Consider the following 13,955-nt stretch of genomic DNA (forward strand, 5'->3'; position numbering starts at 1 on the left):
ATGTCATTTAGCGCGCGCTTTCAGGCGTGCATCGAGACGCGGGTAGACGCGCCGCGCATTGCCCTCGAAAATCTTGTAGCGGTCCTCCTCACTCAGCGCGGCACAGGCGTCGAGGTAGCGCTTGGTGTCGTCGAAGTACTGGCCGGTTGCCGGATCCTTGCCCCGCACCGCGCCAATCATTTCCGAGCCGAACAGCACGTTGTCGGCAGGAATCACCTTGGTCAGCAACTCGACGCCCGGCTTGTGATACACGCACGAGTCGAAGAAGATGTTGTCCAGCAGCCCCTCGAGCGGCCGGTCGCGCATTTCGAGCGACATGCCGCGGTAACGGCCCCAGTGATACGGCACCGCGCCGCCGCCGTGCGGAATCACGAGACGCAGCGTCGGGAAGTCCTTGAACAGATCGGATTGCAGGATCTGCATGAACACAGACGTATCCGCATTCAGATAATGTGCGCCCGTGCCGTGAAAACAGGGATTGCACGACGCGGCCACGTGGATCATCGCGGGCACATCCAGATCGACCAGCGCTTCGTAAAGTGGGTACCACTCGCGATCGGTCACCGGCTCGCCGGTCCAGTAGCCGCCGCTCGGATCGGGGTTCAGGTTACAGCCCACAAAACCCAGTTGCTCGACGCAGCGGCGCAATTCCGGAATCGAATTCGCGGGCGCAGCGCCCGGCGATTGCGGCAACTGGCACACCGGCGCGAAGTTGTCCGGATAGAGTTCGGTCACGCGGTACACGAGGTCGTTCGACACTTCGGCCCATTCCAGGCTGGTGCGCTCGTTGCCCAGGTGATGGCTCATCAGGCCGGCGATCGGCGAGAACAGCGTCAGGTCGCTGCCGCGCTCGCGCTGCAGCTTGAGCTGACCGTTGCCGATCGCTTCGCGGATTTCGTCGTCGCTCACAAATGCGCCGTCACGCGACGGTGCGTTGGCCGGGTCGTTTGCAAACTCAACCTGTTTGGCGCGCCAGGCGCGGAATGACGCGGGGACGGTCGTGAAGTGACCGTGGCAATCGATGATCATGGTTTTTTCCGTTCGAGTCAGCGGGCCAGCGGGTCCACAAACAGTTCGTTAATGGACATGCGGCGCGGCGTCAGGCCTTGCTTGAACGCAGTGGCTTCCAGGGTTTCGATCGTCTTCAGGTTTTCCTGCAGACCGTACGGCAGCGGATCGTATCCAACGATCTTGCGCAACTCGAGATACTTCTTGTCGCTGGCGGCGGTGGCTTCGCCAGCATCGAGACGCGCCAGCCATTCCTTCTTCGCTTGAGCGAAGGCATCGTAAATCGACTTTGCTATCCACGGATTTTCGGCAAGCACCGAGTCCTTGACGACGATGGTGCCGTGCATCGGATAAACGCCAGTGCGCGTGTAATACTCGGTTTCGAGTTCGGCCGCATTGGGCAACAGATCGGGGTAGTCGGCCTCGACCTCCTTCCATCCACCCGTGGGCGCACCGGTGCGGCCGATACCCGCAGCGGCGTCAAAACCTGCCGACAATTCGCCCGAAGCCATCATTTCGGCCAGCGAGCTACCCTCCGGCGCATGAATGACATTCGGTGGCAACTTGAGCTGCGTCACATGCTCTTCGTCGTCCACCACCCAGGTCACCTTGGAAGAATCCAGGCCGAACTCGTCGATCAGAACCTGACGTGTCCACACGCCGGTCGTGACCGAGTAGGCGCGCACGCCCACTTTTTTGCCTTCCAGGTCCTTGGGCGTTTTGATGCCGGCGTCCGGGCGCACCAGCAGGCCGCCATGGTGAAAACGCCGAACCACGAAGATGGGCAGGCCGACGAACGGCGCGCCATAAGCACGGGCGATGATGTAGGTGGTCGGTGCCAGTTCGCAGACGTCGAATTCGACGTCGCGCACCATCCGGCGAAACGCGCCGATTTGCGGCTTAACGGTGATGAACTCGGCATCCACGCCCTCAATGGGGATGGAACCATTACGGATGGCTGACGTATGCGGGTGCTCGGCGATTGCGATCTTGAGCGGGACTTTCTTGGTCAACATCCTCTCCTGTGGATTAGTCGTCGTAGACAGCCGGATGAAGGCTCCAGCGTCGGACGTGTCGTCTCGATAGGTTGAGAATATTTGAGGACGGAACGCACGTCCCTACACAAAAATCAGATTCACTGGCATTTTTTTGGCCGAGCGGGGATTACAGAAGGCTTGCCCTCTCCCGCAACATACTAGGCCTGACTGGCCGGTGCCGACCGCCGACTGTCATTGCGCAATGACAGCGCCCCTCCGGAAGGTCACGTAACAGGCCGGGCGGTCTTTGCCGCTTATCTTCTCGACGGCCGCCGACAAAAGTGCCGGTGAATCTGATTTTTGTGTAGGGACGCGCCGTCCATCATCAAATATCGTCACTCGCAGAGACAATATGTCCGGCATTGGCACCCCTTGGCCAGTCGTCGGTAAGGACCCGAGGAAAAGGTGTTAATTAGAAACGTCCCATTCAGGATCGCAATTCCTGAGCAGACCCACACACATCGGGGTGGTACATGAAACTGGTCCATCAACTCCCGCTGGCATTGGGCGTTGCGTTGCTGGTTGCGTCCGCGGCGGGACTCTTCGGCATTTTCCAGATGAACGATGCCGCCGACACATACAAACGGCTCATCGAAGTGGATGGCGCCCAGGAGCGCCAGGTCGCCGATGCACTGGTCGCTTTCAAGAACCAGGTGCAGAACGGGAAGGACGTCCTGCTGCGCGGCAAGGACCCGAGGCAACTGGACAAGTATTGGACCGCCTTTCGGAAATACGAGCAGTCTTCCCAGGCCGCCACCGAGAAGCTCGCGCTCGAGTTGCCTCCCGGCGAGGTCCGCTCGAAGCTCGAACGATTCAACGTTATTCACAAGGAGATGGGGCAGTCGTACCGCCAGGCGCTCGAGCAGTTCAAGACATCAGGATTCGATATTGCCGTCGGGAACCAGGCGACGGATGGCATCGACCGGGAAGCGGTGATCCTGCTGCGCGAATCCGGTAGCAAGATCGTCGAGCAGACTACGGCTGCAGTCGGCGACGCAAAGGAAAAGCAGAAGCGCGCAGTTCTTGCGAGCTTCGGTGCCATGGTGCTCACGCTGCTGGCGGGCGTTGCTGGCGCCGTCATGTTTTCGCGCGCGATTACACGCAAGCTCGGCGGCGAGCCCGGCGACGCACGTGAGGCGGCGCGCCAGATCGCGACGGGTAATCTCGATGTCGACCTGCACCTGCGGCCGGGAGACACGGATAGTCTGATGGCAGCCATGAGGGCTATGACGGTCTCGCTCGCCCGCATTGTCGGGCAGGTACGCAACGGCAGCGATTCCATCGCAACCGGCTCGGCGCAGATCGCGTCCGGCAACGCGGACTTAAGCCAACGGACAGAGGAACAGGCAAGCGCGTTGCAGGAAACCGCAGCGTCCATGGAACAACTGGGTGCCACCGTCAGGCAAAACGCGGAGAACGCCCAGCAAGCCAGCGAGCTGGCCACCGGTGCCTCTTCAATCGCATTGAAGGGAGGAACCGTGATGGGCCAGGTCGTCGCGACCATGAAGGACATCAACGAGAGTTCGCGCAAGATTGCCGACATCATCAGTATCATCGACGGCATCGCGGCGCAAACCAACATCCTCGCGCTCAACGCGGCGGTCGAAGCGGCCCGCGCAGGCGGCCAGGGCCGCGGCTTCGCGGTCGTTGCCGCCGAGGTCCGCAGTCTCGCCCAGCGCACGGTGCAGGCCGCGCGGGAGATCCAGGTGCTGATCTCCGACAGCGTCGAGCGGGTCTACCACGGTACCGCGCTCGTCGACGAGGCGGGCACGACGATGACCCAGATCGTCAGCGCCATCCAGCGCGTGACGGTCATCGTGGGCGAGATCAGCAAAGCCAGTGCCGAACAGAGCGCCGGCGTCGAGCAGGTGGGCGAAGCTGTGGGCCAGATGGATCAGACGACACAGCAAAATGCCGCGCTGGTCGAGCAAAGCGCCGCAGCGGCCGCGAGCCTCCAGCAGCAGGCAGCGCAGTTGGTCCATTCCGTGGCCCAGTTCCGGCTCTGATGGGACGTAGAGATGCAGTTGCTCAAACGATGGTCTGAGACAGTCCGAGCTGATACCCTATACTTGTGAATTGACCGCTAAGGTTTAACAAGTCCGCCTGTTAAGTATCGACGCGCGAATGACTTCCGAATAACGCCAACGCGCTCACACGACTCCTTTGGCTACTCCATCCTCCACATCCACGCGAAGCCGTGGGCGACCCGCATCCGCCTCGCCGGAAAAGCGGCGTGAGGTGATCCTGAAGGTTGCCGAACAACTGTTCAGGCATTCAGGCTATACAGCAACCAGTATGGCGGATATCGCCCGCCACGGTGGCATGTCGAAACGCACGATCTACGAAGCGTTTCCGACCAAGGAAAAGTTGTTTGCCGCCCTGGTCAGTGACCTCGAATCTTTTCCCGATCGCGATGAGGCGATCGATCCTGCCGACGCGCCACACAAGGTCATCGAATCGGCACTCATCGAGATGGCGCATTACGCGCTGAGCGAACGCCATATCCTGGTCAGCCGGTTGGTGATCGCCGAATCCGATCTGTTCCCCGCCATCCGTCGACATTATCACGAGCAGGGTATCGACCGGTGCAAGCGTTGCCTCGTCTCGCGCATCACGGCATTGATGCAGCAGTCGCGCATTGAGCCGGTCAACGCGAATCGCACAGCCGACATGCTATTCGGTGCAGTAATCGCCACGTACCTGATTGCCGCGATCAACTATCGGCAAGCGCCCGATTTCGAGGAGGTGGCGATCAAAATCGGCGAGGCAGTGGGCCGCTTTATCGTCGCCCTTTAAATGCAACCACCGGAACGAGCCCGGCGGATTTGCGAACAGTAGATCTATTTCGTGATCTACTGGAAGCTCGCGAGCGGCACAGCCGGATCGGCCAGCATGGCCCGGTCCGGCCTGACGCCCTTGCCGATCGCGACACGCCCCTGCATGAAATCCTTGACGGCATTGATCGCATCCATCCCGATCAACACCCCATCACGCAAGTAAGGTATTGAGAAGGACTTCGTGTCCGGATTGCCCCGGATCACGACATCGTCGTGGCTGCTCGACAGGCCAGCCATCTGTAGCCGCAGATCGAACTGGATCGACCAGAACCACGGCACCGACGGCTTCGGCTGGAGCCGCTCCATGACATCGTTCGCCACCAGCGTCGCCTAGTCGACCGCGTTCTGCACGCTTTCGATACGGATCATCTGGTGGCCGGCGAAAGCATGGCTCTGTCGTGCACATTCGCCAATCGCATAGACATGACCGAGACTGGTTCGGCAATGCCGCATCCACGTCGACACCGTTCTGGCCCACCGCACCACCCGCCAATAACGGCGCCACGGCCGGCTCGATGCCGATACCGACGATCACGAGTTCGGCCGGCAGCACACGACCCTCTTGCAGGCGAACCCCGCTCACCCGGCCATGCCCGCCTTCCAGCGCCTCGACCTTCGCGCTCAGGCAGATCTCGACGCCATGCGCGCGATGTTCCCGTTCATAGAAGGCGGACAGATCCGGCCCAGCCACACGTGCCAGCACACGGTCGAACGCCTCGACCACCGTGACCTGTTTACCCAGCTTGTTCAGCGAAGCCGCGGATTCCAGGCCAATAAAGCACCCCCCGACCACCACCGCCGTATGCACCGGCCCATTGGCCAGGAAGCCCGGCCCGACGATCGCTGCGACTGGAATTTCCATGATCATCATGGAACACGCGCCACATGGACCGGATCGTGCGTGTGCAGTGCCCTGCTCTCATCCGGGCTGCCAGCAGCAATGACGAGCACGCGGCCATGCACACGGATGACATCGATGTGGTAGCCGTACAGCCTTCCCAGCACTTCGCTGCGCACCACTTCTTCACTCGACCCGCTCGCGGCATGACCATTGGCGAGATACACGATGCGGTCCATCACCGGCAGCAGCGGGTTCATATCGTGGGCCGACAGCAGCACGGCAATCCCCTGCTCGACGCACAACCAGCGCAACAGCGCGACAACGCCGGCGACGCTGCGCACATCGAGATTGGCAAGCGGTTCGTCGAGCAGCAGCAGACTGGGCCTGCGGATCAGCGCGTGCGCAATGAGCACCCGCTGCTGCTGGCCGCCCGACATGTCGCCGATGCGCTGGTCCGTGAAAGGTTCTGCCTCGACTGCCTCGAGCATGGCGTCGACCGCCGTCCACCGCTTCCTCGAAGGAACGGCAGGCCGGAACGCCGCCCGTCCAAGTCCGAGCGAAACCAGATCGCGGGCCCGCAGGGGCAGATACGGATCCAGCAGGATCTCCTGCGGCACATAACCGATGGAGACCGGGCCGCTTGCTCCGTTGACGCGGATACGGCCCGCATCGGGCTTCTGGAATCCGAGGATCGTACGCAGCAGCGTTGTCTTGCCCGATCCGTCCGAGCCGATCAGCCCGCAGAACTGGCCCGCCTGCACGGTGAAGCCTACATCATGCAGAACGGTATGCCCCGGGAACGAGACACTTACCCCCTCGACGCCCAGCACCTCACTCCTGTGACACATTGCGCTACTTCCCTGCGTGCAGCACTTCGGTCGAGACCTTGCGGGTCACGGCCGTCTCCAGCGCATTGACTTCCGCCACCATCCACGACTGGTACGTAAAGCCCGGCGTCGGCATGGTCTCATAGACGCCCACAACCGGGATACCGTTCTTCTTTGCCAGCGCAAGGAACGACCGCGTGAGCGCGTCGGTGACCTGCTGGTTGTAGACGAACACCTTCACCTTGTGGTCCGTGAACAGCGCATTCTGCTTCGTCACGTCCTGCGGCGACGGGTCGGTGCCGTTCATGATCGCCGCCTGCATGCTGTACGGCGTCTGGATGTCCGCGCCCGCCGCCTCCAGCATGTAGTCCGCGACGGGCTCTGTGACCGCGAGAGGCGTACCCGCATGGTGGGCCTTGAACGCGGCGATCGCATCAAGCCAGGGCTTGAGCGATGCATCGAACTTCTTCTCGTTTGCCTGGAAGTAGCTCGCATGGGCGGGATTCAATGCGGAAAGATCAGCCGCGATCTCCTTTGCCACGGCAGGCATCGTCTTCGGGTCGTACCACAGGTGCGGATTCGGTGTGCTGTCGGGCAGACCGAGCAGGTGCTGGACGTCGATTACCTTGGGCTTGCTGTTCGGTGCGGCCGCGATGATCTTGTCCGCCCACGCGTCGTAACCGATGCCGTTTTTGATCACGAGATCGGCTGCTGCAATCTGACCGGCGACCTTCGGGTTGACTTCGAACGTATGTGGATCGGTGTTCGGGTCCGTCTCGATCGCCGTCATCTCGACGTACTGTCCGCCAATCTGGGAAATGACATCGGCGTACTCGTTTTCCACGCCGACTGCCTTGATCACGGCAGGGGCCGCCGAGGCCGCGGTGACACTGCCCAGCAGTACAGCCGCGGCGATTACCGCGCGCGAAACGGCCGGTACCCGGCCTCGTGCTGCCCTGGTGCGCGACGGAAGATCCCGGGTCGCCTTAACGTCGATCACATCGTTTTCTTTCATCTTCTTTTCCGTTCGTCGGTAGTTAGTGGTCAATTAATGAAATGATATGACATTACATATACAAGAAACACTTTTTACCTCTCACGGGGACCGGAGCCCGCCATGCAAGTCGCCGCCGAAGTGCCACGTATCCCCGTCCCCATCCTCACCGGTTTCCTGGGTGCCGGCAAAACGACCCTGCTGAACCGGATCCTGACGGAGCACCATGGCGGCCGGGTAGCCGTCATCGAGAACGAGTTCGGCGAAGCCGGCATCGACAACGAACTGCTGGTCCAGGACGGCAACGAGCAGATCATCGAGATGAACAACGGCTGCATCTGCTGCACCGTGCGCGGCGATCTCGTGCGAATCCTTTCGACGCTGGTGGCCCGGCGCGATGCGGGTGAACTCGGATTCGACCGTGTCATTGTGGAGACCACCGGTCTTGCCGATCCCGCACCCGTCGCCCAGACTTTTTTCGTCGACGATGCCGTGCACCAGCGGTACCTGCTCGATGCCATCGTGACGGTGGTCGATGCCCGCCACGGCGCCGACCAACTCGACGAGCATCATGAAGCCCAGGAGCAGGTCGGCTTCGCTGATCGCATCCTCGTCTCGAAGGCGGATCTCGCGGGCGAAGCGCAAACCGAGGCGCTGATGAAGCGGCTGCGCCAGATGAACCCGCGCGCGCCCATCCGGGAGTCCCACTTCGGCAAGACCGATCTCACCCAGTTGCTGGACACCCGCAGCTTCGACCTCGATGCGATCGTCGAGATCGAGCCGGACTTCCTGCAGGACGTCTCGCACACGCACGACGACGATGTAACGTCGTTCGTCTACCGCAACACAGCACCGCTTGACCAGGAAAAGCTCGAGGCCTTCTTCAGCACGATCGTGTCGATTTACGGCACGTCCATGCTGCGCTATAAGGGTGTGCTGAACGTCGCAGGACTGGACCGGCCTCTCGTCTTCCAGGGCGTGCACATGATCTTCGGCGCGGATCTGGGCACGCCGTGGCGTGCGGACCAACCGCGTGAAACGAAAATCGTCTTCATCGGCAAGCAATTGCCTGCGGACGTCTTCAAGGCGGGGCTTGACGGTTGCATGTAACCCGGCCGGCTCACCGCGCGGCTGATTTTCCGGCCGGTCATGCGGACGGCCCGCCGACAGACATGGCTACGTCCGTTCGTGCCGTATCAGCCAGACGAGGCATGCGCCACCGAAAAGCGAGGTAACGACGCCGATCGGCAGGTCGTCAGGTGCGGCGAGCATGCGCGCCGCGACATCTGCCCACACCAGCAGCACGGCACCAAAAAACGTCGACGCGGGCAACAGGCGCGCATGGCCCGCACCCACCAGGCGCCCGGCCACGTGCTGCGCCACGAGTCCAACAAATCCGATTGCCCCGCTTACTGCGACCATCACGGCCGTCAGGCTTCGACGCAACAGCGGCGTCAACTGAAATGCCGTGGCTGCTGGAATCGGTGCCGGTTACAGAGCCACCGCTTCCAGCAGAAGCCCCGTCGGTTCCGGGAGTGCCCCATGTGGTGCCTGATTTTCTACCCAGTCTTTGATGAAGCTGAAGCACTCGCGGGCATGTCCAGGAACGAAGTAATTCACCCAACCGCGTACACCGGATTGATCAGTTCTACCACCCGATCCACCGGCTGCGACCGGTATCGCCGGAACACCTCTTTGAGCTTGCGTAATAACGCCGTGCGCTTCTTCAGCTTTGGCGTACAGTGCGCCCGCCATGCCTGCCTCCGTACGCTGCTGAGTCGACGGCAGTCGAATCCCTGAAAGCGAAGCCCCACCGCCGCCGGCACAACCTACGGATGGCACGCGACCTCTGCCTGCAAGGCAGCGGTGCAGTGCGCACTGGGCCGGCGCCAGCTTCACGAAAATCCCGTGCTTTGAGCCCTTCCCGCCTGCCGCCCTGGCGGCGGTGTCCCCTTGCCCCCGCCCCTCCCTTTTCACGGCGGGCCTGCACCTGCTCGTTGCGCAACAAACCACAATGCACGACGCCAGCCCCGACGTGATCGACAGAGACGACCGCACCGGTTTTCCGGCATGGCGTCGCACACGATTGCTGCCAGTTAACCCCAAATGTGAAGCGCAACAATGGGATTAGTCAACGGAAGCATCAGGCCGGGAAGCGAGTGCAAGCATGTTGGCGAACACCGACTTCGAGGAAAAAAGCTGACGATAATCGCCCATCGAATCGGCACAAACCGGATCACTATCCAAGTGAAGTTCACCGTTCCATGGTTGATACAGGTCGAGCAACAGCTTGATGAGCGTGCTCTTGCCGCTACCGTTCTTCGCGATAGAAAACCGCTACTCGCAACCGTCTGCACACCGGGTGGTCCTGAAGCAGCAGGATCCGCCCGATCACGACGATGAACAGCGCCGCCCCCATCATGCCAGGCCCATAGAACGATCGCATTCCCGGATTTTCACAGCAGTGATCTGGTCCGCGATCCCGGAAACCTGCATGCGAAATACACGTAGACGAGGTTCGAGATTGATCCGCAGTTTGTTTGCCCCCTCGGGGATCGCACGATACTGTCTCTGGAAGTGGTTACCGGCGTCGGGAGGCCTGCTTTGAACCGGAGGCTGGTCCCACTGCGAAAGCTAATGGCGAAGTTGCCCCGGGCCCTTTCCCGTCCACCGTTTCAAGGCCCTGCGAAAGTTGGCAGCATCGCTAAAGCCGAGCAGCATGGCGATATCTTCCGTGCTCATCTTTGTCGTCTTCAGATACTCCGTCGCCAGCGAACAGCGCACGTCGTCAGCAATCGCAACGAATGACGTCCCCTCTGCCTCAAGGCGTCGTCGAAGGGTACGGCTGGTCATCTTCAGGACGTGCGCTACGGCGTCCATACCCGGGAATTCTCCAGGCTTGCGCATCAGAACCTGATAGACCTCCCCGGATGCACCGGTTGAAGTCTTAGCCTGTCCAATGAGCCGGTCGCACATTTCCTGAATCAATGCAGCCGAGTGTCTGTTGGCCAGTTGCGGCTTTTGTTCAAGGATGGCGCTGTCATACACGAGTTCGCATTGCTCCTGCGCGAAATAACAGGGACACCCTAGATACTTCGGGTAGATGTCCGCATAGGTCGGTGCTGGATACGAAAAGCAGGCTTTTACCGGGGGACAGCTATGACCCGCTACGTCCTGCAGATGGGTGACGTGCTGGGTAAATTGCTGCTCGATCAGGAAGTCCCCCAATTCGCGTGTTGGACTGGAAATGAATGCGTCTGGGAATGTCCAGACTGCCCTGTCGGGGTACTCGTTCCATACGATAGTGAGGGTGGGCGTTGCGAGCCGATGGTATTTCGTGCCGAGCCTGAAGTAGTCGCGAAGTGAAAGACAAGACATCAGCGCATAGCCATACATGCCGTAGGCGGCGAGATGCAGGCGCGAGCCCACCTCGAAGGGCGTGGCAGGCTCGCGAGACATCGCGATGGCGTTCTTGCACACGGCGGCGTACTGGCGCACCGACGTCAACGTGGATGTGCCGTAAAGCTGATCCACGTCGACGCCGCTGCCCTTCAGGCTGTCTTCTGGCGCAATTCCCTGTTCAGCAAGGACCTCGACCAGTGCCGCGATCTTGTATGGCGCATAGATACGCTCGTTGAGTAGCGGAAAACCTGGCAACGCCGCACCTCCTCAGAATGTCCCGCGTTGACATCTACCTGTCCGGAAATGACCTTACGGAGACGATGCTATCCGACTATTATCGGCAGCACAAGAGAGCCGTTCGCGAGCTGTTGGCGAGCACGTAGAGGTCCATACAAATTGCCGGAGACAGTCAAATGAGTAGCATCAGCCGGAAAGTCATCATCACCTGCGCCGTAACAGGCTCCGCACACGTCCCGTCGATGTCCGAGTATCTGCCGCTCACACCAGCGGATATCAAATCGCAAGCCATTGAAGCTGCACAAGCGGGCGCCGCGATTCTTCATCTGCATGCGCGCAATCCGGAAGATGGCCAACCGACGCCGAGCCCGGAGGTCTTCAGGGAGTTTGTGCCCGCCATTGCCAAAGAGACCGACGCGGTGATCAACATCACCACCGGCGGCGGTACGCGCATGACGCTCGACGAACGGCTTGCCTACCCACGCCTTGCAAAGCCCGAGATGTGTTCATTGAACATGGGATCGATGAATTTTTCCCTTCATCCCGTCGCGGCGAAAATCTCTTCCTGGCGATACGACTGGGAGAAAGACCATCTTGAAGGGATGGAAGACACGATCTTCCGGAACACCTTCAAAGACATCAAGAACATCCTCACGGAGTTTCAGGGCTACGGCACCCGCTTTGAGTTCGAATGCTACGACGTCGGACACCTCTACAACCTCGCGTACTTTATCGACCAGGGGCTTATCAAGCCGCCATTCTTCATTCAGTCCGTACTCGGGATACTCGGCGGAATTGGGCCAGACCCGGAAAATCTGTCGGTCATGCGTTCCACTGCTGACCGGTTGTTCGGCCGGGACAACTATCACTTTTCAGTCCTCGGTGCCGGGCGGCATCAGATGTCTCTCGTGACCATGGCTGCGATTATGGGAGGCAACGTTCGCGTAGGACTGGAGGACAGCGTTTATATCGCCAGGGGAGTGAAAGCGCAGACCAATGCCGAGCAGGTCCGCAAGATCCGGCGAATCCTTGAGGAGCTTTCCTTTGAGATTGCAACTCCGGCCGACGCCCGGCAAATGCTTGGATTGAAGGGCGGGCACAACACTACCCTGTGACGACTCCGGCCCCGCCGGACGCACGTTGGTTCATCACTCACCATTGGAACATTGGCAATGCGACTGAAAGGTAAGGTGGCAATCGTTACTGGGGCCGCTCAGGGCATCGGCGCGGCAACGGCCCGAAAGTTTGCCCGTGACGGGGCGATCGTCGCTGTATGTGACCTCAATCGCGATGCGGTCTCAAAGATGGTCGACGCGTGCTGCGAAGCGGGCGGTGTCGCCGAGGGATTCAGCATCGACGTCTCGGACCGGCAGGCGGTAGACGGCATGGTCGCCGACGTACTCGAGAAATATCGGAGAATCGACGTCCTGGTGAACAACGCCGGCATTACGAGAGACGCCCGCCTGCAGAAGATGACGCTGCAGCAGTTTGACGATGTTGTCGACGTCAACCTTCGAGCGGTCTTCCATACCACGCAGGCTGTGGTCGATACGATGAAGAACAACGCGCAGGCGTTATTCTGAACGCGAGCTCGGTCGTCGGCATATACGGCAACTATGGCCAGACCAACTATGCCGCGACGAAGTTCGGTGTGATCGGGTTCACGAAAACGTGGAGCCGCGAGCTCGGGCCGAAGGGTATCCGGGTAAATGCGGTTGCGCCTGGTTTCATCGACACGGCCATTCTGTCGACTGTGCCCGATGAGGTCATCGCCAGAATGCGCGAGCAGGTACCGTTGGGTCGACTGGGAAAGCCCGAAGAGATTGCCAATATCTACGCCTTTCTGGCAAGTGACGAGGCAAGTTACATCAACGGCGCGCTCATCGAGGCATCGGGTGGGATGACGCTTTGATCGGGAGCAGCGAAGCGGCCTTCACAGCTTCCCGCTTTGACTTTATGGAGACGACGGATGAACGCTTTAGACCTTCTGAAACCGAAGCCAGGCCTGCGAGTACTCGTGTCGGGCGCGGCTACAGGCATTGGCGTTGCGATTGCCGAGGCATTCCTTCAGGCGGATGCCCTCGTCTACGTTTGCGATATCGACCCTGTCGCTGTCGATAAGGCGAAGGAACGAAATCCCCGCCTCCACGCGGGCGTTGCCGACGTCGCGAATCGCGAGCAGGTCGACCGTGTTGTCGACGACGCCCGCGCTACGCTCGGCGGGCTCGACCTCCTTATAAACAACGCGGGCATCGCCGGCCCCACGGGGGCGGTAGAGACGCTGGAACCCGAACAATGGGACCGCACCGTTGCCACGAACCTGAACAGCCAGTATTACTTCCTGAGAAAGGCCGTGCCTGTCCTGAAGGAGACGTCGGACTGTCCCGGCATCATCGCGATGTCTTCGGTTGCCGGGCGTCTCGGCTATCCATTCCGAACACCCTATGCGGCAACCAAGTGGGCAATCGTCGGTCTGGTCAAGTCTCTCGCCGTCGAGCTCGGGCCGAGCAATATCCGCGTGAACGCGATTTTGCCCGGTGTCGTAGAGGGCGAACGGATGGACCGCGTGATTTCGGCGCGTGCGCAGGCACTCGGCGTGATGTTCGACGCCATGAAGGAAGAGTACCTTCGAAAGATTTCTCTTCGACGCATGGTGACAGTACACGACATCGCTGCGCTCACGCTGTTTCTGGCATCGCCAGCGGGTCGAAACATTTCCGGTCAAGCGATCAGTGTGGACGGGAATCTGGAGTATCTGTGAGCGACGTCAGT

Annotated in this window: 15 protein-coding genes and 2 pseudogenes; 6 read left to right on the top strand and 11 right to left on the bottom strand. The window is 60.6% G+C overall.

Annotated elements, in window-relative coordinates:
* Positions 1 to 3: 3 nt before the first annotated feature.
* Positions 4 to 1,029: an amidohydrolase family protein gene (locus ACSQ36_RS46030; RefSeq protein ID WP_436187466.1), complete on the bottom strand. Its 1,026-nt coding sequence runs from the start codon at positions 1,027 to 1,029 to the stop codon at positions 4 to 6.
* A gap of 17 nt (positions 1,030 to 1,046) precedes the next feature.
* Positions 1,047 to 2,024 carry an ABC transporter substrate-binding protein gene (locus ACSQ36_RS46035; RefSeq protein ID WP_436187467.1) on the bottom strand — a complete coding sequence of 326 codons (978 nt, stop codon included), beginning with the start codon at positions 2,022 to 2,024 and terminating at the stop codon, positions 1,047 to 1,049.
* Positions 2,025 to 2,518: 494 nt separating this feature from the next.
* Here ACSQ36_RS46035 and ACSQ36_RS46040 point away from each other — a divergent pair, with 494 nt between their 5' ends.
* Both ACSQ36_RS46040 and ACSQ36_RS46045 read left to right on the top strand, forming a co-directional pair.
* Positions 2,519 to 4,051, top strand: a complete 1,533-nt coding sequence (locus tag ACSQ36_RS46040) for a methyl-accepting chemotaxis protein (protein ID WP_436187468.1) — start codon at positions 2,519 to 2,521, stop codon at positions 4,049 to 4,051.
* A 232-nt stretch (positions 4,052 to 4,283) separates the two neighbouring features.
* On the top strand, positions 4,284 to 4,841 hold the full coding sequence (locus tag ACSQ36_RS46045) for a TetR/AcrR family transcriptional regulator (RefSeq protein WP_436187469.1): 558 nt from the start codon (positions 4,284 to 4,286) through the stop codon (positions 4,839 to 4,841).
* Between the two features lie 56 nt (positions 4,842 to 4,897).
* Here ACSQ36_RS46045 and ACSQ36_RS46050 read toward each other — a convergent pair whose 3' ends face one another.
* From ACSQ36_RS46050 to ACSQ36_RS46065, 4 genes are read right to left on the bottom strand one after another with little or no spacing between them, the layout of a single operon-like run.
* Positions 4,898 to 5,119: an oxidoreductase C-terminal domain-containing protein gene (locus ACSQ36_RS46050; RefSeq protein WP_436187470.1), complete on the bottom strand. Its 222-nt coding sequence runs from the start codon at positions 5,117 to 5,119 to the stop codon at positions 4,898 to 4,900.
* Positions 5,034 to 5,753 carry an FAD-dependent oxidoreductase gene (locus ACSQ36_RS46055; protein WP_436187471.1) on the bottom strand — a complete coding sequence of 240 codons (720 nt, stop codon included), beginning with the start codon at positions 5,751 to 5,753 and terminating at the stop codon, positions 5,034 to 5,036. Before ACSQ36_RS46055 ends, ACSQ36_RS46050 begins: the two co-directional genes overlap by 86 nt.
* The gene (locus ACSQ36_RS46060) at positions 5,750 to 6,571 is read right to left on the bottom strand and encodes a metal ABC transporter ATP-binding protein (protein ID WP_436187472.1); all 822 of its coding nucleotides are present in this window, start codon (positions 6,569 to 6,571) and stop codon (positions 5,750 to 5,752) included. Before ACSQ36_RS46060 ends, ACSQ36_RS46055 begins: the two co-directional genes overlap by 4 nt.
* 4 nt (positions 6,572 to 6,575) lie before the next feature.
* Positions 6,576 to 7,565 (bottom strand): metal ABC transporter solute-binding protein, Zn/Mn family, encoded by a 990-nt coding sequence (locus tag ACSQ36_RS46065; protein WP_436187473.1) that lies wholly within the window; start codon positions 7,563 to 7,565, stop codon positions 6,576 to 6,578.
* A 102-nt stretch (positions 7,566 to 7,667) separates the two neighbouring features.
* Here ACSQ36_RS46065 and ACSQ36_RS46070 point away from each other — a divergent pair, with 102 nt between their 5' ends.
* Positions 7,668 to 8,654: a CobW family GTP-binding protein gene (locus ACSQ36_RS46070; protein WP_436187474.1), complete on the top strand. Its 987-nt coding sequence runs from the start codon at positions 7,668 to 7,670 to the stop codon at positions 8,652 to 8,654.
* A 66-nt stretch (positions 8,655 to 8,720) separates the two neighbouring features.
* Here the strand turns inward: ACSQ36_RS46070 and ACSQ36_RS46075 are convergent.
* The 5 genes and pseudogenes from ACSQ36_RS46075 to ACSQ36_RS46095 all read right to left on the bottom strand — a co-directional run.
* A pseudogene (locus tag ACSQ36_RS46075) lies at positions 8,721 to 8,975 on the bottom strand (iron chelate uptake ABC transporter family permease subunit); the annotation flags it as partial.
* Between the two features lie 60 nt (positions 8,976 to 9,035).
* A complete protein-coding gene (locus tag ACSQ36_RS46080; protein WP_436187475.1) occupies positions 9,036 to 9,299 on the bottom strand; it encodes a hypothetical protein in 264 nt (87 codons plus the stop codon).
* Between the two features lie 372 nt (positions 9,300 to 9,671).
* Complete coding sequence (locus ACSQ36_RS46085) at positions 9,672 to 9,830, bottom strand: hypothetical protein (RefSeq protein WP_436187476.1); 159 nt, start codon at positions 9,828 to 9,830, stop codon at positions 9,672 to 9,674.
* A gap of 25 nt (positions 9,831 to 9,855) precedes the next feature.
* On the bottom strand, positions 9,856 to 9,990 hold the full coding sequence (locus ACSQ36_RS46090) for a hypothetical protein (protein ID WP_436187477.1): 135 nt from the start codon (positions 9,988 to 9,990) through the stop codon (positions 9,856 to 9,858).
* A 188-nt stretch (positions 9,991 to 10,178) separates the two neighbouring features.
* A complete protein-coding gene (locus tag ACSQ36_RS46095; protein ID WP_436187478.1) occupies positions 10,179 to 11,201 on the bottom strand; it encodes an AraC family transcriptional regulator in 1,023 nt (340 codons plus the stop codon).
* 158 nt (positions 11,202 to 11,359) lie between these two features.
* On the opposite strand from ACSQ36_RS46095, the gene ACSQ36_RS46100 reads away from it, so the two are divergent.
* The 3 genes and pseudogenes from ACSQ36_RS46100 (at position 11,360) to ACSQ36_RS46110 (ending at position 13,944) form a co-directional block, all read left to right on the top strand.
* On the top strand, positions 11,360 to 12,298 hold the full coding sequence (locus ACSQ36_RS46100) for a 3-keto-5-aminohexanoate cleavage protein (protein WP_436187479.1): 939 nt from the start codon (positions 11,360 to 11,362) through the stop codon (positions 12,296 to 12,298).
* A gap of 57 nt (positions 12,299 to 12,355) precedes the next feature.
* Positions 12,356 to 13,095: pseudogene (locus tag ACSQ36_RS46105) on the top strand (beta-ketoacyl-ACP reductase).
* Positions 13,096 to 13,152: 57 nt separating this feature from the next.
* Positions 13,153 to 13,944 carry an SDR family oxidoreductase gene (locus ACSQ36_RS46110; protein WP_436187480.1) on the top strand — a complete coding sequence of 264 codons (792 nt, stop codon included), beginning with the start codon at positions 13,153 to 13,155 and terminating at the stop codon, positions 13,942 to 13,944.
* The last annotated feature ends 11 nt before the right edge of the window (positions 13,945 to 13,955 follow it).

Source organism: Caballeronia sp. LjRoot34 (genome assembly GCF_964253815.1).
Taxonomy (GTDB): Bacteria; Pseudomonadota; Gammaproteobacteria; order Burkholderiales; family Burkholderiaceae; genus Caballeronia.

Excerpts from the sequence above, each read along its gene's own strand:
- ACSQ36_RS46030 (WP_436187466.1), bottom strand. The coding sequence starts at position 1,029 with ATGATCATCGATTGCCACGGTCACTTCACGACCGTCCCCGCGTCATTC.
- ACSQ36_RS46035 (WP_436187467.1), bottom strand. The coding sequence starts at position 2,024 with ATGTTGACCAAGAAAGTCCCGCTCAAGATCGCAATCGCCGAGCACCCG.
- ACSQ36_RS46040 (WP_436187468.1), top strand. The coding sequence starts at position 2,519 with ATGAAACTGGTCCATCAACTCCCGCTGGCATTGGGCGTTGCGTTGCTG.
- ACSQ36_RS46050 (WP_436187470.1), bottom strand. The coding sequence starts at position 5,119 with ATGGCTGGCCTGTCGAGCAGCCACGACGATGTCGTGATCCGGGGCAAT.
- ACSQ36_RS46055 (WP_436187471.1), bottom strand. The coding sequence starts at position 5,753 with ATGATGATCATGGAAATTCCAGTCGCAGCGATCGTCGGGCCGGGCTTC.
- ACSQ36_RS46060 (WP_436187472.1), bottom strand. The coding sequence starts at position 6,571 with ATGTGTCACAGGAGTGAGGTGCTGGGCGTCGAGGGGGTAAGTGTCTCG.
- ACSQ36_RS46065 (WP_436187473.1), bottom strand. The coding sequence starts at position 7,565 with ATGAAAGAAAACGATGTGATCGACGTTAAGGCGACCCGGGATCTTCCG.
- ACSQ36_RS46070 (WP_436187474.1), top strand. The coding sequence starts at position 7,668 with ATGCAAGTCGCCGCCGAAGTGCCACGTATCCCCGTCCCCATCCTCACC.
- ACSQ36_RS46080 (WP_436187475.1), bottom strand. The coding sequence starts at position 9,299 with ATGGCGGGCGCACTGTACGCCAAAGCTGAAGAAGCGCACGGCGTTATT.
- ACSQ36_RS46090 (WP_436187477.1), bottom strand. The coding sequence starts at position 9,990 with ATGCGATCGTTCTATGGGCCTGGCATGATGGGGGCGGCGCTGTTCATC.
- ACSQ36_RS46100 (WP_436187479.1), top strand. The coding sequence starts at position 11,360 with ATGAGTAGCATCAGCCGGAAAGTCATCATCACCTGCGCCGTAACAGGC.
- ACSQ36_RS46110 (WP_436187480.1), top strand. The coding sequence starts at position 13,153 with ATGAACGCTTTAGACCTTCTGAAACCGAAGCCAGGCCTGCGAGTACTC.